Annotated in this window: 13 protein-coding genes, 3 tRNA genes, 3 rRNA genes and 2 pseudogenes; 1 reads left to right on the top strand and 20 read right to left on the bottom strand. The window is 39.0% G+C overall.

Features of this window, described 5'->3' with window-relative positions:
* Window positions 1-235: 235 nt before the first annotated feature.
* Window positions 236-383: pseudogene (locus ACWPV5_RS00105) on the top strand (transposase); the annotation flags it as partial.
* 99 nt (window positions 384-482) lie between these two features.
* On the opposite strand, the gene ACWPV5_RS00100 reads toward ACWPV5_RS00105, so the two are convergent.
* From ACWPV5_RS00100 to dnaA, 20 genes and pseudogenes are all read right to left on the bottom strand, one after another.
* Window positions 483-556 (bottom strand) — tRNA-Asn (locus ACWPV5_RS00100).
* Window positions 557-561: 5 nt separating this feature from the next.
* A 5S ribosomal RNA gene (rrf, locus tag ACWPV5_RS00095) occupies window positions 562-677 on the bottom strand.
* Window positions 678-753: 76 nt separating this feature from the next.
* Window positions 754-3654 (bottom strand): 23S ribosomal RNA (locus tag ACWPV5_RS00090).
* A gap of 123 nt (window positions 3655-3777) precedes the next feature.
* Window positions 3778-3850: transfer RNA gene (locus ACWPV5_RS00085), tRNA-Ala, on the bottom strand.
* A gap of 51 nt (window positions 3851-3901) precedes the next feature.
* Window positions 3902-5447, bottom strand: a 16S ribosomal RNA gene (locus ACWPV5_RS00080).
* Together the 16S, 23S and 5S rRNA genes with 3 tRNA genes alongside form the textbook arrangement of a ribosomal RNA operon.
* A 242-nt stretch (window positions 5448-5689) precedes the next feature.
* Window positions 5690-5761: transfer RNA gene (locus ACWPV5_RS00075), tRNA-Glu, on the bottom strand.
* Between the two features lie 91 nt (window positions 5762-5852).
* Window positions 5853-6332, bottom strand: a complete 480-nt coding sequence (locus ACWPV5_RS00070) for a sigma-70 family RNA polymerase sigma factor (RefSeq protein WP_219967482.1) — start codon at window positions 6330-6332, stop codon at window positions 5853-5855.
* 120 nt (window positions 6333-6452) lie between these two features.
* Window positions 6453-8411: an ATP-dependent zinc metalloprotease FtsH gene (gene ftsH, locus ACWPV5_RS00065; protein ID WP_261054719.1), complete on the bottom strand. Its 1959-nt coding sequence runs from the start codon at window positions 8409-8411 to the stop codon at window positions 6453-6455.
* A gap of 15 nt (window positions 8412-8426) precedes the next feature.
* Window positions 8427-8969, bottom strand: a pseudogene (gene hpt / locus ACWPV5_RS00060) (hypoxanthine phosphoribosyltransferase).
* 4 nt (window positions 8970-8973) lie between these two features.
* Complete coding sequence (gene tilS / locus ACWPV5_RS00055) at window positions 8974-10251, bottom strand: tRNA lysidine(34) synthetase TilS (RefSeq protein ID WP_454381935.1); 1278 nt, start codon at window positions 10249-10251, stop codon at window positions 8974-8976.
* Entirely contained in the window at window positions 10248-11516 is a 1269-nt protein-coding gene (locus ACWPV5_RS00050; protein ID WP_454381934.1) for a serine hydrolase, read from the bottom strand. Before ACWPV5_RS00050 ends, tilS begins: the two co-directional genes overlap by 4 nt.
* Window positions 11509-11631, bottom strand: coding sequence for an SP_0009 family protein (locus tag ACWPV5_RS00045; protein WP_049524858.1), 123 nt, complete (start codon window positions 11629-11631; stop codon window positions 11509-11511). Before ACWPV5_RS00045 ends, ACWPV5_RS00050 begins: the two co-directional genes overlap by 8 nt.
* 4 nt (window positions 11632-11635) lie before the next feature.
* Window positions 11636-12004 (bottom strand): septum formation initiator family protein, encoded by a 369-nt coding sequence (locus ACWPV5_RS00040; protein WP_454381933.1) that lies wholly within the window; start codon window positions 12002-12004, stop codon window positions 11636-11638.
* Window positions 11997-12263, bottom strand: a complete 267-nt coding sequence (locus tag ACWPV5_RS00035; RefSeq protein ID WP_001234978.1) for an RNA-binding S4 domain-containing protein — start codon at window positions 12261-12263, stop codon at window positions 11997-11999. Before ACWPV5_RS00035 ends, ACWPV5_RS00040 begins: the two co-directional genes overlap by 8 nt.
* Before the next feature lie 57 nt (window positions 12264-12320).
* A complete protein-coding gene (gene mfd, locus ACWPV5_RS00030; RefSeq protein ID WP_454381932.1) occupies window positions 12321-15830 on the bottom strand; it encodes a transcription-repair coupling factor in 3510 nt (1169 codons plus the stop codon).
* The gene (gene pth, locus ACWPV5_RS00025; protein WP_454381931.1) at window positions 15831-16400 is read right to left on the bottom strand and encodes an aminoacyl-tRNA hydrolase; all 570 of its coding nucleotides are present in this window, start codon (window positions 16398-16400) and stop codon (window positions 15831-15833) included.
* Window positions 16401-16471: 71 nt separating this feature from the next.
* Window positions 16472-17587, bottom strand: a complete 1116-nt coding sequence (gene ychF, locus ACWPV5_RS00020) for a redox-regulated ATPase YchF (protein WP_261194007.1) — start codon at window positions 17585-17587, stop codon at window positions 16472-16474.
* Between the two features lie 84 nt (window positions 17588-17671).
* Window positions 17672-17866, bottom strand: a complete 195-nt coding sequence (locus ACWPV5_RS00015) for a DUF951 domain-containing protein (protein ID WP_125452622.1) — start codon at window positions 17864-17866, stop codon at window positions 17672-17674.
* Between the two features lie 64 nt (window positions 17867-17930).
* Entirely contained in the window at window positions 17931-19067 is a 1137-nt protein-coding gene (gene dnaN / locus ACWPV5_RS00010) for a DNA polymerase III subunit beta (RefSeq protein WP_454381930.1), read from the bottom strand.
* Between the two features lie 158 nt (window positions 19068-19225).
* Window positions 19226-20587 (bottom strand): chromosomal replication initiator protein DnaA (gene dnaA / locus ACWPV5_RS00005; RefSeq protein ID WP_454381929.1); only part of this gene is annotated, 1362 nt, incomplete at its 5' end.

The raw sequence follows: 20587 nt of genomic DNA, 5'->3' as shown, positions 1-20587 counted from the left end.
ATTATAGTTCCAATCTACTATATTGACGAAACGGGAATCGCCCCCTACCTCTATCGTCCTTATGATGCACGGACTCCTAGAGAGGAGAAAGTATATGAAAATATTATCGGACGGCGTTTTGAGCGGACTTCAATTGTTTCAAGAAAAGTAGAGGGAGAGTTTATAGTTCCTATTTGTAAAGTGGTTCAAAATGCAACTCCTACCTACTTTGAAGAGACTTCATATTACAACTTACAACGCTAAATTAGAAGCGACTAATAATCTCATTAAACTTATCAAGCGAAATGCCTTTGGATTTCGGAACTTTGAAAACTTCAAAAAAAAGGATTTTTATCGCTCTGAATATCAAAAAAGAAAGGACACATTTCGTCCTTTCTCGAGCTTTCTCGAGCTTAGCTTTTCTTCAACCCACTACAGTTGAAAAAGAGCCTAGATTATTAATTACATAACAAAAAAGAGGCTGACCCCCCTTTAATTAACTACTCCGCCAGTAGGACTCGAACCTACGACATCATGATTAACAGTCATGCGCTACTACCAACTGAGCTATGGCGGAATAAAGCTAAGCGACTTCCATATCTCACAGGGGGCAACCCCCAACTACTTCCGGCGTTCTAGGGCTTAACTTCTGTGTTCGGCATGGGTACAGGTGTATCTCCTAGGCTATCGTCACTTAACTCTGAGTAATACCTACTCAAAATTGAATATCTATTCAAACCAAGAAAACCTCTCGCTTTCATATTCTCAGTTACTTTGGATAAGTCCTCGAGCTATTAGTATTAGTCCGCTACATGTGTCGCCACACTTCCACTTCTAACCTATCTACCTGATCATCTCTCAGGGCTCTTACTGATATAAAATCATGGGAAATCTCATCTTGAGGTGGGTTTCACACTTAGATGCTTTCAGCGTTTATCCCTTCCCTACATAGCTACCCAGCGATGCCTTTGGCAAGACAACTGGTACACCAGCGGTAAGTCCACTCTGGTCCTCTCGTACTAGGAGCAGATCCTCTCAAATTTCCTACGCCCGCGACGGATAGGGACCGAACTGTCTCACGACGTTCTGAACCCAGCTCGCGTGCCGCTTTAATGGGCGAACAGCCCAACCCTTGGGACCGACTACAGCCCCAGGATGCGACGAGCCGACATCGAGGTGCCAAACCTCCCCGTCGATGTGAACTCTTGGGGGAGATAAGCCTGTTATCCCCAGGGTAGCTTTTATCCGTTGAGCGATGGCCCTTCCATACGGAACCACCGGATCACTAAGCCCGACTTTCGTCCCTGCTCGAGTTGTAGCTCTCGCAGTCAAGCTCCCTTATACCTTTACACTCTGCGAATGATTTCCAACCATTCTGAGGGAACCTTTGGGCGCCTCCGTTACCTTTTAGGAGGCGACCGCCCCAGTCAAACTGCCCGTCAGACACTGTCTCCGATAGGGATCACCTATCCGGGTTAGAGTGGCCATAACACAAGGGTAGTATCCCAACAACGTCTCCTTCGAAACTGGCGTCCCGATCTCATAGACTCCTACCTATCCTGTACATGTGGTACAGACACTCAATATCAAACTGCAGTAAAGCTCCATGGGGTCTTTCCGTCCTGTCGCGGGTAACCTGCATCTTCACAGGTACTAAAATTTCACCGAGTCTCTCGTTGAGACAGTGCCCAAATCATTACGCCTTTCGTGCGGGTCGGAACTTACCCGACAAGGAATTTCGCTACCTTAGGACCGTTATAGTTACGGCCGCCGTTTACTGGGGCTTCAATTCATACCTTCGCTTGCGCTAAGCACTCCTCTTAACCTTCCAGCACCGGGCAGGCGTCACCCCCTATACATCATCTTACGATTTAGCAGAGAGCTGTGTTTTTGATAAACAGTTGCTTGGGCCTATTCACTGCGGCTGACTTAAAGTCAGCACCCCTTCTCCCGAAGTTACGGGGTCATTTTGCCGAGTTCCTTAACGAGAGTTCTCTCGCTCACCTGAGGCTACTCGCCTCGACTACCTGTGTCGGTTTGCGGTACGGGTAGAGTATGTTTAAACGCTAGAAGCTTTTCTTGGCAGTGTGACGTCACTAACTTCGCTACTAAACTTCGCTCCCCATCACAGCTCAATGTTATAGATATAAGCATTTAACTCATATCACACCTCACTGCTTAGACAGACTCTTCCAATCGTCTGCTTTAGTTAGCCTACTGCGTCCCTCCATCACTACATACTCTAGTACAGGAATATCAACCTGTTGTCCATCGGATACACCTTTCGGTCTCTCCTTAGGTCCCGACTAACCCAGGGCGGACGAGCCTTCCCCTGGAAACCTTAGTCTTACGGTGGACAGGATTCTCACCTGTCTTTCGCTACTCATACCGGCATTCTCACTTCTATGCGTTCCAGCACTCCTCACGGTACACCTTCTTCACACATAGAACGCTCTCCTACCATACCTATAAAGGTATCCACAGCTTCGGTAAATTGTTTTAGCCCCGGTACATTTTCGGCGCAGGGTCACTCGACTAGTGAGCTATTACGCACTCTTTGAATGAATAGCTGCTTCTAAGCTAACATCCTAGTTGTCTGTGCAACCCCACATCCTTTTCCACTTAACAATTATTTTGGGACCTTAGCTGGTGGTCTGGGCTGTTTCCCTTTCGACTACGGATCTTAGCACTCGCAGTCTGACTGCCGACCATAATTCATTGGCATTCGGAGTTTATCTGAGATTGGTAATCCGGGATGGACCCCTCACCCAAACAGTGCTCTACCTCCAAGAATCTTAATGTCGACGCTAGCCCTAAAGCTATTTCGGAGAGAACCAGCTATCTCCAAGTTCGTTTGGAATTTCTCCGCTACCCACAAGTCATCCAAGCACTTTTCAACGTGCCCTGGTTCGGTCCTCCAGTGCGTCTTACCGCACCTTCAACCTGCTCATGGGTAGGTCACATGGTTTCGGGTCTACGTCATGATACTAATCCGCCCTATTCAGACTCGGTTTCCCTACGGCTCCGTCTCTTCAACTTAACCTCGCATCATAACGTAACTCGCCGGTTCATTCTACAAAAGGCACGCTCTCACCCATTAACGGGCTCGAACTTGTTGTAGGCACACGGTTTCAGGTTCTATTTCACTCCCCTCCCGGGGTGCTTTTCACCTTTCCCTCACGGTACTGGTTCACTATCGGTCACTAGGGAGTATTTAGGGTTGGGAGATGGTCCTCCCAGATTCCGACGGGATTTCTCGTGTCCCGCCGTACTCAGGATACTGCTAGGTACAAAGACTATTTTAAATACGAGGCTATTACTCTCTTTGGCTGATCTTCCCAAATCATTCTTCTATAATCTTTGAGTCCACATTGCAGTCCTACAACCCCGAAGAGTAAACTCTTCGGTTTGCCCTCCTGCCGTTTCGCTCGCCGCTACTAAGGCAATCGCTTTTGCTTTCTCTTCCTGCAGCTACTTAGATGTTTCAGTTCACTGCGTCTTCCTCCTCACATCCTTAACAGATGCGGGTAACAGGTAGTACCTGTTGGGTTCCCCCATTCGGAAATCCCTGGATCATCGCTTACTTACAGCTACCCAAGGCATGTCGTCGTTTGTCACGTCCTTCTTCGGCTCCTAGTGCCAAGGCATCCACCGTGCGCCCTTATTAACTTAACCTTATTTTTGACCTTTCAGTCATAAACTCTTATTAATACTACAGCGTTTTCGGTTTATTTTCTTGTTACTATTTGATATAGATATTCAATTTTCAATGTGCATTACTTGGTGATCTCTCACCAATGGAGCCTAGCGGGATCGAACCGCTGACCTCCTGCGTGCAAAGCAGGCGCTCTCCCAGCTGAGCTAAGGCCCCACAAGACCTCTCAAGACTAAACAAGACCAATGCGCAGTTCCTTATCCTTAGAAAGGAGGTGATCCAGCCGCACCTTCCGATACGGCTACCTTGTTACGACTTCACCCCAATCATCTATCCCACCTTAGGCGGCTGGCTCCTTACGGTTACCTCACCGACTTCGGGTGTTACAAACTCTCGTGGTGTGACGGGCGGTGTGTACAAGGCCCGGGAACGTATTCACCGCGGCGTGCTGATCCGCGATTACTAGCGATTCCGACTTCATGTAGGCGAGTTGCAGCCTACAATCCGAACTGAGACTGGCTTTAAGAGATTAGCTTGCCGTCACCGGCTTGCGACTCGTTGTACCAGCCATTGTAGCACGTGTGTAGCCCAGGTCATAAGGGGCATGATGATTTGACGTCATCCCCACCTTCCTCCGGTTTATTACCGGCAGTCTCGCTAGAGTGCCCAACTGAATGATGGCAACTAACAATAGGGGTTGCGCTCGTTGCGGGACTTAACCCAACATCTCACGACACGAGCTGACGACAACCATGCACCACCTGTCACCTCTGTCCCGAAGGAAAACTCTATCTCTAGAGCGGTCAGAGGGATGTCAAGACCTGGTAAGGTTCTTCGCGTTGCTTCGAATTAAACCACATGCTCCACCGCTTGTGCGGGCCCCCGTCAATTCCTTTGAGTTTCAACCTTGCGGTCGTACTCCCCAGGCGGAGTGCTTAATGCGTTAGCTGCGGCACTAAACCCCGGAAAGGGTCTAACACCTAGCACTCATCGTTTACGGCGTGGACTACCAGGGTATCTAATCCTGTTTGCTCCCCACGCTTTCGAGCCTCAGCGTCAGTTACAAGCCAGAGAGCCGCTTTCGCCACCGGTGTTCCTCCATATATCTACGCATTTCACCGCTACACATGGAATTCCACTCTCCCCTCTTGCACTCAAGTTAAACAGTTTCCAAAGCGTACTATGGTTAAGCCACAGCCTTTAACTTCAGACTTATCTAACCGCCTGCGCTCGCTTTACGCCCAATAAATCCGGACAACGCTCGGGACCTACGTATTACCGCGGCTGCTGGCACGTAGTTAGCCGTCCCTTTCTGGTAAGATACCGTCACAGTGTGAACTTTCCACTCTCACACTCGTTCTTCTCTTACAACAGAGCTTTACGATCCGAAAACCTTCTTCACTCACGCGGCGTTGCTCGGTCAGACTTCCGTCCATTGCCGAAGATTCCCTACTGCTGCCTCCCGTAGGAGTCTGGGCCGTGTCTCAGTCCCAGTGTGGCCGATCACCCTCTCAGGTCGGCTATGTATCGTCGCCTTGGTGAGCCGTTACCCCACCAACTAGCTAATACAACGCAGGTCCATCTGGTAGTGATGCAATTGCACCTTTTAAGCAAATGTCATGCAACATCTACTGTTATGCGGTATTAGCTATCGTTTCCAATAGTTATCCCCCGCTACCAGGCAGGTTACCTACGCGTTACTCACCCGTTCGCAACTCATCCAGAGAAGCAAGCTCCTCCTTCAGCGTTCTACTTGCATGTATTAGGCACGCCGCCAGCGTTCGTCCTGAGCCAGGATCAAACTCTCATTAAAAGTTTGAGTTCTCACTCATTTCTGTCACTGACAGATTTATTGTTTTTTCATTGTTCAGTACTACAACCTTAGTTGTAGTGCCCTGCACATTGGTTCGTCTTGTTCAGTTTTCAAAGGTCTTTGTCACTCGCTTCTCTCAAGTGACAACTATATTAGTATATCACAGTCGCTTTCGCTTGTCAACACTTTTTTGAAACTTTTTTAAAACTTTTTTCATCAAGTGTTTCAACCGCAACATACCATAGTCCGTACGGGATTCGAACCCGTGTTACCGCCGTGAAAAGGCGGTGTCTTAACCCCTTGACCAACGGACCAGAGTTGTTATTTTCAACTCTTACTATTATACCGGCTTTTTATTTTTTGTCAACACTTTTTTTAACTTTTTTTACTTTTTTGCATGAATTCCTAATGAGTACGGATATCAAACTCTTTAAACACAATACGTAAGTCTCTTAACACTCTTTGACGCCCTCGGAAACGTTCATTTCTTAAGACGCATTCTAACTCTTCTTGTTGCTCTTTAGTTTGTTTGTTTCTATAATCTCTTAGTGTTTCATGAAAGAGATAATAGTCATCTAGCCACAGACCTCCCTCACTTATACGATGACTTATCTCACCCACTTCTTCATAAAGCTCTTTATTATATCTCCGTTTTTGACTTTCTTGTTTACGGAGATAATCTAGAATTCGATTCCGGAATTTTGTTTTGAAGTATTTACGTAAGCGAGGAATATCTTCTACTAGCCCTTCTTCGCTACTAATCAATTCATGTAGGCAAATCATTCCCTCTTGGTCCCAGTCCGATAACTCCCACAAATGAAGGTAATATTCATTTCTACTCTTATATACAATTCCCTGGACTTCTTTATACAATTCTTTAATCATTCTTTTCCCCTTTCTAGATACAGTCTAACAGATTCAGATACACTTTTGGCACATTTCATCCATTCTGTTCCCTTTAGCTCCTCAACTGCACAAAAAAGAGAGGACAAGCCTCTCTCAGGGTTATTTCTCGTCATTCATTTTTGACTTTATTTCATCATAGGATAGTGCATGTGATTCCTCTTCTACTGTTTCAGGCATCTTTCCGGTTTCATAAAGAGATTTAATTTGTGTACTATCCAATGTTTCGTATTTCAATAATGCTTCTGCAATCAACTTGTGAGTTTCACGATTTGATTGGATGATTTCAGCAGCTTTATTTCGTGCTTCATTCAATAATGAACGAACCTCTTCGTCAATTTCATAAGCTGTTTGTTCTGAAATTGATTTTTGAGGGCTTTGTGCGCCAAACATAGCATGATTGCCCTCATATTGAACTGGACCTAGTTTTTCACTCATACCATATTCAGTGACCATTGCACGCGCCATCTGTGTAGCTTGTTCAAAGTCGTTTGAAGCTCCTGTAGTTTGGACATTAAAGATGATTTCTTCAGCTACACGTCCCCCCATTAAGCCAGCCAATTGCTCTTTCATATCTTCTTTAGAAAGAAGCATTTGGTCTTCCTTAGGAAGTGCAATCATATATCCGCCGGCACGTCCGCGTGGTACGATGGTAACCTTATGGACAACGCGAGCATTTGACAAAACTAAACCAACAATGGTATGTCCTGCCTCATGGTAAGCAACTAATTCACGTTCTTTTTGTGAAACAGTCTTATCTTTCTTAGAAGGTCCAGCAATAACTCTATCTTCTGCTTCATCAATATCTGAGGCATCAATTATCGATTTATTGCGACGAGCAGCAACTAGAGCCGCTTCATTCAAGACATTCTCTAAATCTGCTCCAACAAAACCTGGGGTTTGTTGGGCAACTAATTTCAAATCAACATCTTCTGCTAAAGGCTTGTTCTTAGCATGAACTTTCAAGATTGCTTCACGACCTTTAACATCAGGGCGGCCAACCAAGACTTTTCTATCAAAACGTCCTGGACGCAAGAGGGCAGGGTCAAGTACATCTGAACGGTTTGTCGCAGCGATGACAATAATCCCTTCATTTCCCTCAAAACCATCCATCTCAATCAAAAGTTGGTTCAAGGTTTGTTCACGTTCGTCATTTCCTCCGCCGAGACCGACTCCACGTTGACGTCCAACAGCATCAATTTCATCGATAAAGATAATAGCTGGTGCTGCTTTTTTGGCATCTTCAAAAAGAGAACGAACACGACTAGCTCCAACTCCGACAAACATTTCTACAAAGTCAGAACCTGAGATACTAAAGAATGGAACACCTGCTTCTCCGGCGACTGCTTTAGCAAGCAAAGTTTTACCTGTTCCCGGAGGTCCCTCCAGAAGGACACCTGCTGGAATACGAGCCCCAAGTTTTGTAAATCGTTTTGGATCTTTTAAGAATTCAACAACTTCAACCAGTTCTTGTTTTTCTTCCTCAGCTCCAGCAACATCTGAAAATCTTACTTTAATATCTTCTTTATTTGCAGCTTTAGCCTTACTACGTCCAAAACTCATCGGGTTACGACTATTATTTCCTCCCATATTTCCCATCATAGAGAATAGGAAGAAGAATAGAATACCGAATGGCACAATGGATACAAGAATATTAATCCACATACCACTTGAACTTTCATGCTTAACAGTTACTTCTGCCTTATGGTCAGAAGCAAGCTTTTGCAATTCTGATACTGTAGTATCTGAAGGAAGAATAATACTTGAAAATTTCTCTACTGTTGTAGCAGAAGGAGAAAAGAACTGAATGCCTGTTTCTTCTTTACTTGTTTTAGGATTTTTATAAACACCTGAAACTTCGATAACACTGCCATTTGGTTGGTAAGTCAATTCTTTTACATTGTCATCGGTAATTTCTTTTACCAATTCTGTATAATTAATTTGCTCACTTTTCCCTGCAACACTACCTGTACTAAAATACTGATAACCTGTAACTAGGAGAAAAATAAGTAATAACCATAGAAAAGGATTTTTAATTAAACCATTATTTTGTTTTTTCATTAAAAATTGTTCTTTCTAATTTGAATACACTTCTTCTTTCAATACTCCAACATAAGGAAGGTTACGATAATTTTCTTTGTAGTCTAAACCATAACCTACTACAAACTCATTTGGGATAGTAAAGCAGGTATAGTCTGCCTCAATTTCTACAACACGTCCTTCTGGTTTGTCCAACAAGGTTGCAATGTTAACAGAAGCTGCTTCTCTTGCAATAAACATATCTCGCAAATTCTTCAAAGTTTGACCTGTATCGATGATATCTTCTACAAATAGAACATGTCTTCCTTTGATATCTTGAGTCACATCTTGTTTAATATTGATAACACCACTACTTGCTGTTCCACCATGGTAGCTAGAAACCATCATGAAGTCCATTTCAATATGTGTGTCTATATGTTTGACCAATTAAGCCATAAAAGGAATAGATCCTTTTAAAATCCCAACTAAAATTGGATTTTTTCCTGCATAGTCTTTGGTTAATTGAGCACCTAATTTTTTAGCAGCTTCTGTAATTTCATCGTGTGAAACGAGGATTTTTTTAATATCGTTTTCTAACATTTTTTTACCTATCTATTTTTTCTATATAAAGTACAGTGTTCATTATATCATTTTTCGTGTTTTTACTCAAATTACTGGTCGCAATTCCCAAAATTGAAATAATTTCACCAAATTGCTCAATAATCAGTGCAGATTTTCGCTTTTCCATAGGGATTTTCAAATCAATAAATAGACGTCTAAGTTTTTTTCTATGCCCATTTTGAATCAAAACATCTCCTGTTTTTCGATGACGAATGTGTATGGATGTTTCGCGTGAAACAGGTATTTGTTGAATTGATTCACCTTCTAAAGGAAGTCCAAAGGAAAATAAATAACCTTGGTAAGATACCTGATTTTGATAGTGTAACACAAGTTCATCTTCCTTTTCATCAGACTGAGGACTGATTTTACAAATCTTAAACCATTGGTACTCTTTTATCAATTCATAGCCATTTTTAAGCAGATGACGATACTGGCTTTTAATTTTTAAAATTTGCCGAACTTCAGCAAACTGCGCTTTTGTAAGATTCAAATCTGGAAAACGATTCAGATAAGTTTGAAGTAAAACTCTTTGTGTTGACTCAGAATAAGAAAATAACTGCTGTAAATTTTCCACATCAATATTGTTAGATAATTCAGTTATAGCTAAGTCATAATCTAAAATTTCATTGCCGATACTTAAGATTGCATCTCTAAATCGAGGATTTTCTTTTTCTAATTCTGGTAAGTATGAGTTTCGAATACGATTGCGAAAATAATGATTTTCCTGATTTGATGTATCTTCAAAGTGAAAAATTGATGGAAAGTCTTTTTTCTGAAAATGCAAGAAGGGACGAATAATTTCTATCTCTCCGACTACTTGCTTCTCCTTAATTCCTGATAGATAGCGCAAACGAGTGCCTCGAATCAAACGCATCAAAATCGTTTCCACCTGATCATCAGCATGGTGGGCAGTAACTAAAGCTGTCGCACCTGTCTTTTTCATGACCTCTTGAAAAAAATCATAACGAAAATGTCGAGCACGAGCTTCTGAAAATTCACCTAAAAAATTGCTGATATAAATAGGAAGCTCTGCTTCAGCAACCAACTTCCTTAATTCCTTTTCTTCCCAATCTGATTCTACTCTCTGCTTATGATTCACATGGGCTAGAATCAATTCAATTTCTAACTCTTTTTGATAAGTAGATAATACCTTAAATAGAAACATAGAATCTAACCCTCCAGAAAGAGCTAGCACCACCTTAGTATGCTTTTTGAAATATCCCTTCTTGAGAAAATGATTTAAAAAATCTTGTTCCCTCATTTTAGAACCTCATAAACATCCTTGGCTATCTGAGAAATTGTATCATAATCAGAATTCTTAGTGAAAATAGAAAGAATAAATGGAGAATCTGCGTAGACAACACCCGTATCATGCTTAAATTCGTCCGCATCCCCAATTTTATGAGCTACCTTCACAGAAACACCTTTGGCAATTCGCTGATTATCAAAATCTGTTTTAGTCAAAGACTCTAGCACAAATCCATTTTGATTATAAATAGCTTCCATGACCTTCCCGGCCATCTTGGAAGAAATCAATTTTTCTTTTGGATCCCAATCATCTCCCATAATAGCAGACATCTTAGACTTAAATGTGGCATCAGATTGGTTTGAAATGTAATAACCTAATATATTATGAGCTACATTATCAGATTCTTTAGATACTTTTGTGATTAAGTCCTTGAGAGAATACTCTTTATTATCCTCTTTTTTAGGGAGGCTACCACTTCCCTCTGGTTTATAAGAACCTGGAAAATCATTGACTGCAGATACGTATTTTACAGTCGTATCTAACTGATAAAGACCCTCATTTATTTTTTCTTGCGCATAATAGAGATAAGGGAGTTTCAAAACACTAGCTGAATACATCTTTTCATATTGATTGATACCAGCTTCTTTTCCAGTAGTTAGTTGCTTAACATAAATAGAGAAAGAATCTTTCTGATATTTTTCAGATAACATTTCTTGAACTTTACTCATCCGATTATCTTCTTCAGAAGTTGATTCTTTAGCTACCCATCCAGCCTGATCAATATGTAAAAATTCCCTTCCTTCTACAAACATGGTCTTGTCGATTGATACTTGCGAATAAGCTGATAAGGATGATTTCACTTCTTTTAAGTCATAAGGACTATTGTACAGTTTAAAATCAGATTCTAACCATACTTTTTTTATTGTTGGAGTTACCTCTGATTGATCATATAAAGATCGTTTGTCCGCAGCTATAAATTGATGATTTGATAGCTTAAATACCGGAATCCCTTGTTTATTTAAGCGCCACTCGGTTATTTGAAAACTTGTTTTGGGAGTCAATTTTCCAGATTCCACTACTAAATCTTCATTCGCATAAACTGGAACCTCTCCATAAACCATGGGAGAACTTAATTTTTCTCTAAAATAAATACCAAAGTCAGATTGTGAAAGGTAATAAATTTCTTTCGAAGTATAGACGACTTCTTTTTCTGTGCTAACGACTTTTGAAATGGTCAAAAAACTTGGTAGCAACAAAATAATTAAGAATTTACGCATTCTTCCTTTCCTTTTCTTCTTGTAAACGCAATAATTGATTTTTATCAGCCAACTCTTCCAGCTTTTCATCTGATAAACTCAAAAATTTCTCAATTACGTCTAGTAAATTTTCCATTTTATCACCTTTGAAGCAAGTCAGGAATCGTATAAACTATTTCCCTCGACTTAGAATAATAGTACTTCGCTCGTGTATATTTGGCAGCATAATCCTCATCTTTCAACTTGGTAGCAAATGCTGTCTCCTTATCCTTTTCATCACTCAAAGTTTGATACTGAGTTTGCAAGTCTGATAATTGCTGACGTCTTTGGAGTAATTGCTGATAACTCTGCGCTAAATTAAAAGTTGGCAAGATAAATAATAGCATAATCAAAATCAATACCCACCCCATAAAACGATTCCGTTTTTGTCGTTCTTTCATCAGGTAGCGACGACGTTGATATTCATTTGGAATAAAAGAATTATTCAATTGTACAATATTTTTAGACATTTTCTTCTACCCGTGTTTCACTGATAATTTCATACATGCCTGCTGCATCTTCTTTTTTTGTGCTATCTTTCATCTCTAGTACTTTGACAAGTAGCAACTTATTTCCAAAACGAATTTCAACTTGGTCATTAACTTTCAAATCCGTTGAACTTTTGGCCAAGATTCCATTCACCTTGATTCTGCCTTTATCTGCTACTTCTTTTGCGACTGTACGACGCTTGATAATTCGCGATACTTTTAAATATTTGTCTAATCTCATCCTTATTACCTCAACTTATTATTGTACCATTTTTATCTATTTTATAGAAGAAAAATATCAAATGGAATTTTCTTTCTTAGACTCTTTTATCTCTAATAAATTTTCTCCAAAAATCAGCAGACCTTCTAAAATTTCATAATCTTTCTTATTTTGGACATCAAATACAAGCTCCATTAATCCCTTATTCTCAGCGATGCCTGCTTTTAAGTTCGTTGCGGATAAAGCTTTAAAATAATCTTGAGCTAAAAACAGTCGTTGAGTGACTTTTTCAAATTGAACTGTAATTTTATTATCTTTTCTTTCCACACGTTGAACAAAGACCTTGTCCAAATATGACTTGACTAAACCAATCTCTAAAAGATAGGCTACTACATCTGGGTATTCTCCAAAACGGTCTATCAACTCCTCTTGTAACTCTTCATAATTGACACGGTTGTCAATTTGACGAATTTTTTTATAAATTTCAATCTTATGTCGTTGGTCTGAAATATAAGTATCAGGAAGATAGGCATCAATTTGCAAAATCAACTCAGCATTCCCTTTGGTTCTTGTGTTAGCATTAGCATTACCATTTCGTTTAGCAATAGCTTCCTCTAATAACTGCGAATATAATTCAAAACCAACAGAATCAATGAAACCAGACTGGGATTTTCCTAAAAGATTTCCTGCTCCACGAATCGAAAGATCTCGCATAGCAATCTTAAATCCAGATCCCAATTCTGTAAATCCTTTAATCGCTTCTAATCTCTTCTCGGAGACTTCACTGATTGATTTTTCTGGACGATACATGAGATAGGCATAAGCAATACGATTACTACGACCGACTCTTCCTCTTAACTGATACAAGGTTGACAAGCCCATATGATCTGCATTTTCAATAAATAAGGTATTGGCATTTGGAATGTCCACCCCTGTCTCAATAATGGTAGTCGTCACCAAGATATCGTATTGTCCCTCAATAAAGTCTAGTAGAGTATTTTCCAACTGGATTTCACTCATTCGACCATGAACATAACCAATCGAAGCCTCTGGAATCAACTCCTGTAATTCTGAAACCTTCTGGTCAATCGTGTCAACTTTGTTGTAAAGATAGTAAACTTGACCTCCACGCTCCATTTCACGCAAAACAGCATCACGAATGACACTATCATTCTTTTCCAAAACATAGGTTTGCACTGGATAACGATTAGTCGGCGGAGTTTCAATAACAGACAAATCTCTGATTCCCAGCATAGACATATGGAGAGTACGAGGGATTGGAGTAGCGGTCAAAGTTAGGACATCCACTTGTTTCTTCAGTTCTTTCAAGGTTTCCTTATGCTTGACACCAAATCGCTGTTCCTCATCAATAATCATCAAGCCTAAATCAGCAAACACAACATCTTTTGACAAAACACGATGTGTTCCAATTAAAATATCAACTTGACCGTTTTTCAATTTTTCAAGTGTTTCAGTCTGCTCTTTTTTACTTCTAAATCGACTCAACACATCAATATTAACTGCAAAATTTTGGAATCGTTCCTTAAAATTTGTATAGTGCTGTTGCGCTAAAACCGTCGTCGGAACTAGAACGACAACCTGTTTGTGATCATTGACAGCCTTAAAGGCTGCACGCATTGCAACTTCAGTCTTTCCAAAACCAACATCCCCAACCAATAGCCTATCCATTGGCTGAGAATCTTGCATATCCCTCTTGATTTCCTCAATACTACGAAGTTGATCATCGGTTTCAACATAAGGGAAAGCATCATCAAAAGCAACTTGCTCTTCATCATCAACTGAGAAAGCAAAGCCCTTCAACTGACTACGCTCAGAGTAGAGTTTAATTAAATCGTCAGCTATATCCTCTACCTGGTTCTTTACTTTTTGCTTGGCTTTTTTAAAATGACCATCATTCAATTTATTAAGTTTAGGAGCTTTCCCATCACTTGAAATATATTTAGACAGTAGATGAATCTGTTCTACTGGGATAGAAATTTGATCACCATTTTGGTATTGGACGCTAACATAATCGCGGTGAATCCCTTTGATTTCAATGGTTTCAATTCCTAGGTATTGACCAATTCCATGGATATGGTGAACAACGTAGTCCCCTTTCTCAAGTTCATTATAATCTTTTAATCTCTCTGCATTTGAAACATGTTGTCTTCTAAAACGACGTTTTAATTTCTTTTGGAAAATCTCATGTTCAGTTATCAATAAAATCTTTTCATCTACAAAATGAAAACCATGTCTTAGATTACTCTCAATTAAGTTTACAGATTGTTGACAGATTCTTGACTTATCTCTGGAATCCAATTTAATCTGATATTCCTCTAACATATCCTCCAATGCCTTACTTCCCATTGAATTGCTAGATTGCAGGATAATAGTATAATTCATTTTTTTGTATCGTTCAATTTCTTCTTTTAGAAAAGAAAACTGATTGAAAAATTCCTGCATAGGATATTGATTGAATTGATAAATTTTGTCAAATTTGAGATTTCCTAAACCTTTTTGAAGATTAGAGAAAAAGGTCACTGGACTTTGTTTTTTATAGATTTGTTCAATATCAGCAAAATACTGCATATCAGAAAATGCTTTACTATTCTGTAATTCTTCTGTAAAGTATTGTGCTAACTCCCTTTCAAAGACTTCATACTGATTCATCAATTTCTGGTAATCATCAAAGAATATTGGGATATCTTTTTCAATATAGTCAAAAACAGTCCATATCTTGTCATAACACAAAGATAAAAATTTCCGGGAATCAGAATGAATTTGTTTTTGGTGAAAACTTGAAAGAATTTCTTCTAAATATGATTTTAAAATAGGTGATAACGTTTTTGAAATTTGTTTTTCTAAAGCTGACCGACCTCGTTGATAATCCTTTTCTCTCAAAATTATGTCGCTAGCTGGAAATATGGTGAGTTCTGTCTGATTTTCTTTCGATAATTGTGTTTCGACTTCAAATAACCTAATACCATCGACTTCATCACCAAAAAACTCAATTCGGCAAGGTTCTAACTGGGATATTTCAAAAATATCTAAAATATCTCCTCGCAGACTAAATTCGCCTTGAGTTTGTACTTGTGTAACTTTTCGATAGCCTATCTCTTTTAACTGATGGATAAGTGCGTGTTGGTCATATTCTTCACCAACTGCAATTTTTATAATGCTTTCTTTAAATCCAGTCGGAGAAGGTAAAAACAATCGACTTGCTGCAATATTACAAACTAAAATCCCTTTCTTAGATGAATCAGTCAAAAAACGCAAGGCTTCAACCCGTGAAATGATTTTTTCTTGTGAAGACATCAAAAACTCGACCATAGGGGAGTCATCTACCAAAAATGGATAGACCAGTTCCTCACCCAAGATAGAGATAAGATCACTAACAAGTCCTTCTGCTTCTCCATAAGTTGACGTCAATAACACAATCTTATCTTCTTTTTCTAAACTGCTTGCAATTGCAAGAGCCTTAGTAGACGTTGATAAACCAAGTATTAGTTGTCTTTTCTTATCTGTTAAACTTTGATGCCATTTTTTAATCTGATCATTTTCTGAGAATAAATCTAATAAGGTCACCATTTATCCATTATACCTCTGCATTGTTTTCTCAAAATTTTTCTCTTGTAAATAGTAGTTTACAGAATCGTCAACCTTGTCAATAGACTGTAAAATACCAATATAATCATCCTTATCAAAGGTACTCAAAACATGGTTAACAACTGACATGCCATTTTTAGGTCTTCCGATTCCAATCTTAACACGATTAAAGGTCTGAGTCCCTATATGTTGAATAATAGACTTGATACCATTATGACCACCTGCTGAACCTTTTGCTCTTAAACGAATCTTTCCAACTTCCATGTCAAGATCATCGTAAATGACGAGTAAATCTTCAATGTCCAAACCATAGTAAGTCAATAAAGCATGAACTGCTTTTCCACTTTCATTCATAAAAGTCGTTGGTTTGACAAGATAAATTTTTTCTCCATTGAAGAAAAAAGATGCTAGATCAGCTTGAAATATCTTATCGTGTGTAAAAGTGACATTCTGTTTCTTCGCTAGTTGATCAATCAACATAAAACCAACATTGTGTTTGGTCTCAAAATATTTATCTCCTGGATTTCCCAAGCCTACAAGTAATTTAGTCATTTATTTTTCCTTTCAAAAGCCAAAAGGGTTGGAATTTTTTTCCAACCTAATTGACACTATTTATTAAATTTTTAGACATTAAAGCGGAATTCCATGATATCGCCGTCTTGGACGATATATTCTTTACCTTCTTCACGCAAGCGTCCAGCTTCTTTTACGGCCTTTTCAGATCCGTATTTTACGAGATCCTCATATGACATGGTTACTGCACGAATAAAGCCTTTTTCAAAATCTGAGTGGATAATACCAGCTGCTTGAGGAGCCTTCATACCACGTTTGAAGGTCCAAGCGCGAACTTCTTTTTCACCAGCTGTAAAATAAGTTCCCAGTCCAAGCAAGTGGTAAGCTGCACGAGTTAACTTGTCAACGCCTGATTCTGTCAATCCAAGTGCTTCAAGAAATTCTTTCTTGTCTTCATCGTCTAACTCAGAAATTTCTTCCTCAGCACGCGCAGAAATAACGACTACTTCAGCATTTTCTGTCGCTGCAAATTCACGAATTTGTTTTACATAGTCGATAGAGTCAGGTTCTGAAACCACATCCTCATCTACATTGGCAACATAAAGAACTGGTTTAGTTGTCAAAAGGAAGAGACCTTTGACAACTTTTTGTTCTTCATCTGTAAATTCGATAGTGCGAGCTGATTTTCCATCTTCAAGGACTGGTTTAATCTTTTGAAGAACATTGAATTCTGCTACTGATTCTTTATCTTTTTGCGTACGTGCCATCTTTTCTACACGCGCATAACGCTTATTGACTGATTCTAAGTCAGCAAGAATCAATTCCAGATTAATTGTATCAATATCTGCAAGTGGATCCACAAAGGCATCTTCACGTCCTTGCTCGCGCATCACATTTTCATCATCAAAAGCACGAACTACATGAACAATCGCATCTACTTCACGGATATTAGCCAAGAATTTATTCCCTAGCCCTTCTCCTTTTGAAGCTCCTTTTACAATCCCTGCAATATCTGTAAATTCAAATGTTGTTGGAACTGTCTTTTTAGGAGTAATCATTTCAGTTAGTTTTTGTAGGCGTTCATCTGGAACTTCTACCATTCCAACGTTTGGATCAATCGTCGCAAATGGGTAGTTTGCTGCCTCTGCTCCTGCTTTTGTAATTGCATTAAATAGTGTTGATTTACCAACGTTTGGCAAACCAACGATACCTGCTGTTAAAGCCATATTCTCTCATTCTCCATTTTCATTTCAATCCCTAATATTATAACACAAAAAGGTAAAACTTGCTAACCCTCTAACTAAGGCTTCTTAGTCAAGAATTTTATTCATTTTTCGATCAAAATCATAGCGTCCCATCATGACAACATGGTCACAATTACTGCATTTTATTTTGATATCTGCTCCTACACGTGTAATTTCCCAACGATTTGCTTTTTTACCAGTTGACTTGATGGTGCAAGCGTGTGGTTTTTTCATTTCAACAAAATTTCCAACTTGATACATACTACTCTCCTTTTCTTTTTCGATTATATCATAAAAGAGGCGAGCTAGGCTCAACCTCTTTCACTTAATTTGTACGAACTGGTGTAATAAGCTGCATGAAGTCCTCGTCAGTATCTGCTGGCACAAGAGTAAATGGACGAACAGCTGAGATAAAGCTAATAGTCACCTTTTCGCTATTTAAAGCCTTGAGTGAATCAATCAAGTAAGTTGGGTTGAAACTAATAGTCAAATCTTCACCAGTAACCTGATCAGTATCGATTTCTTCGTTTACTTTACCAACTTCTGGAGAATGAACATGGGCGCTAACAATCCCATCTTTAATTTCAAGTTTTACAGTACCATTTTGAGTCGCACTTGATAAAAGACGAGCACGCTCCATTGACTGGCGTAAGTTTACCACATCAAAAGTAATAGTAGTGTTAAAGTCTGTTGGAATCAAGCGATCTGTATCAGGATAGTTTCCTTCTAGGAGACGAGTATAGAAGCTAATATTTTCGCTTCTAAAGAGGATTTGGTTATTGGCAAAGAAAATCTCTACAGTTTCGATATCATCTGTAAATACCGCTGAAAATTCGCGTAGAGAACGGCTCGGAATCACGACATCAAAATCATCACTATTTTTCTCAAGCGTTAATTTTTTCTGGCTTAGACGATGAGAGTCTGTTGCCACTGTTTTTAGCTCCTTATGCTGACTCAATACAAAATGAACACCTGTTAAAATTGGACGACTTTCTTGTGTACTTGCAGCAAATGCTGTTTCATTGATAATTTTCTTGAGTAATTTTGTTTCAAGAACTAAAGGAGTACTTGTTGAAATTTCTTGGATTCGTGGATACTGTTCGCTATCTTTTCCTTTTAATGTAATTTCTGATTTGCCGCTGGTTAAAACAATTTGATTTTGTTCAATTTCTTTAAAATCAAGAGTCACATCAGGTAGGCTAGATACCACATTGATAAAGAAAGAAGCTTCAAGAAGGATCGAACCTAAAGAAGTAATTAATAGACCAGCATCTTCATTTTTTTGAGAAATAAAATTTTCAATTGAAATTTGACCATTTGAACCAATTAAAGTAACCCCTTCATTGGTTACGTCAATTTTGACAGTTGATAAAATAGGAATAGCATTTTTAGAACTAATAGCTCTCTTAGTAGTGTTTAAGGCTTGTAGAAATAAATTTTTATTAATTGAAAAATGAATCATGGATTCTCCTTTATTTATTTTTAGTATTAGAAGGATAATAGTAATAATAGAGTCTGTGAAATCTGTGGAAAACAGACTTTAAACAAGTAATATCAAGTTTTTTGGCTTGTTTAAAAAATGTGGATAAAAAAGATAATAAAGTAAAAGTTTTCCACAAGTTATTTAATTTTCTTTTTGATGGATTCAATTTCTAAACGTAAATTATCGTCTTCATCAATCAAAGATTTAATTTTTGCATGGGCATGAATGACTGTTGTATGATCTTTTCCTCCAAATTCCTTTCCAATTTTTGGAAGACTATTATCTGTTAGTTCTCTAGATAAATACATAGCCACTTGACGGGCTAACACAATATTTTGAAGGCGTCTGCTTCCCTTCATTTCTTTGACACTGACACCATAAAAGTTACCAACTTCATTTTGGATTTTATCAATTGGGATGACGAGCATTTGGCTAACATCTTGTTTGCGAGCTCTAATGGCTTCTGCAGCAATATCAATAGTGATATCCTTGATTTTTTTTACTCGGGCAATTAAAGTGATGTCGTTGATGGCTCCCTCAAGATCTCGAACATTTGAATCAAATTGCCCAGCTAGGTATTCTAGAGTATCACTTTGGAAATTGTAGCCTAAATGTTCCGTTTTACTTTGTAAAATGGCAATACGTGTTTCAAAGTCAGGGGGTGTGATAGTTTGTGTCAATCCCCAACTAAAGCGCGTGACAAGCCTCTCCTCGAGCCCTTCTAGATGTTTTGGACTACGATCACTCGTTAGGACAATCTGTTTTTGCTTGTCATGAAGGGCGTTAAAGGTATTGAAAAATTCTTCCTGAGTTGCGACTTTTTTTCCGCTGAGTGACTGGATATCATCGATTAACAAAAGATCAAGACTGCGGTAGGTCTTTTTAAACTTTTCCATTTCTCCAAGTCTTAGGTGGTCAAGAAAGTCATTAATAAAACTTTCAGCAGGGATATATTTAACACGCGCATTCGGAATATTTTTTAGAATTTCATTTCCAATAGCGTTTAATAAGTGAGTCTTACCAAGCCCAGGTCCTCCATAGATAAAAAGAGGGTTATAGGTCAGAGCCAAATCTTCAGAGACAGCCAAAGCGGCTGATACAGCCCAAACATTTCCATCCCCTTGGATAAAATTATCAAAGGTATACTTCTCTTTTAATCCAGTATCCGAATAAGGAATAGATGCTAACTTTGGACTATAGTCATAAAGAGTTGAATTTGTAGCTTCTTCAACTTGTGAGATAGTCGTATTTTGAGGTTTAGTGAAAGTATAGTGGGGAGTTATTTCAGCATCATAAATTTCAAATCCAGCAACTACAATAATATCTTTTAGTTGTTTTTCCCATACCATTTCCATCTCAGATCGAGGTAAAAATATAGTAGCAACATTTTCTTCTACCTTGATGAGTTCAGCTTGAATAGCATAGAAATCATACATGGATCGAGTCAGTCTTTCTTGCGCAAATTCTAAGATACGATTCCAAAATTGTTTTTCTTTCAA

The organism is Streptococcus sp. Marseille-Q7156, from assembly GCF_965119495.1.
Note: the sequence above shows the minus strand (reverse complement) of the source record. Positions and strands in the feature narration are given on the sequence as shown.

What these genes read in the sequence shown, in the direction of transcription:
- ACWPV5_RS00070 (WP_219967482.1), bottom strand. Translation starts at nt 6,332, where the DNA reads ATGATTAAAGAATTGTATAAAGAAGTCCAGGGAATTGTATATAAGAGT.
- ftsH (WP_261054719.1), bottom strand. Translation starts at nt 8,411, where the DNA reads ATGAAAAAACAAAATAATGGTTTAATTAAAAATCCTTTTCTATGGTTA.
- tilS (WP_454381935.1), bottom strand. Translation starts at nt 10,251, where the DNA reads ATGAGGGAACAAGATTTTTTAAATCATTTTCTCAAGAAGGGATATTTC.
- ACWPV5_RS00050 (WP_454381934.1), bottom strand. Translation starts at nt 11,516, where the DNA reads ATGCGTAAATTCTTAATTATTTTGTTGCTACCAAGTTTTTTGACCATT.
- ACWPV5_RS00045 (WP_049524858.1), bottom strand. Translation starts at nt 11,631, where the DNA reads ATGGAAAATTTACTAGACGTAATTGAGAAATTTTTGAGTTTATCAGAT.
- ACWPV5_RS00040 (WP_454381933.1), bottom strand. Translation starts at nt 12,004, where the DNA reads ATGTCTAAAAATATTGTACAATTGAATAATTCTTTTATTCCAAATGAA.
- ACWPV5_RS00035 (WP_001234978.1), bottom strand. Translation starts at nt 12,263, where the DNA reads ATGAGATTAGACAAATATTTAAAAGTATCGCGAATTATCAAGCGTCGT.
- mfd (WP_454381932.1), bottom strand. Translation starts at nt 15,830, where the DNA reads ATGGTGACCTTATTAGATTTATTCTCAGAAAATGATCAGATTAAAAAA.
- pth (WP_454381931.1), bottom strand. Translation starts at nt 16,400, where the DNA reads ATGACTAAATTACTTGTAGGCTTGGGAAATCCAGGAGATAAATATTTT.
- ychF (WP_261194007.1), bottom strand. Translation starts at nt 17,587, where the DNA reads ATGGCTTTAACAGCAGGTATCGTTGGTTTGCCAAACGTTGGTAAATCA.
- ACWPV5_RS00015 (WP_125452622.1), bottom strand. Translation starts at nt 17,866, where the DNA reads ATGTATCAAGTTGGAAATTTTGTTGAAATGAAAAAACCACACGCTTGC.
- dnaN (WP_454381930.1), bottom strand. Translation starts at nt 19,067, where the DNA reads ATGATTCATTTTTCAATTAATAAAAATTTATTTCTACAAGCCTTAAAC.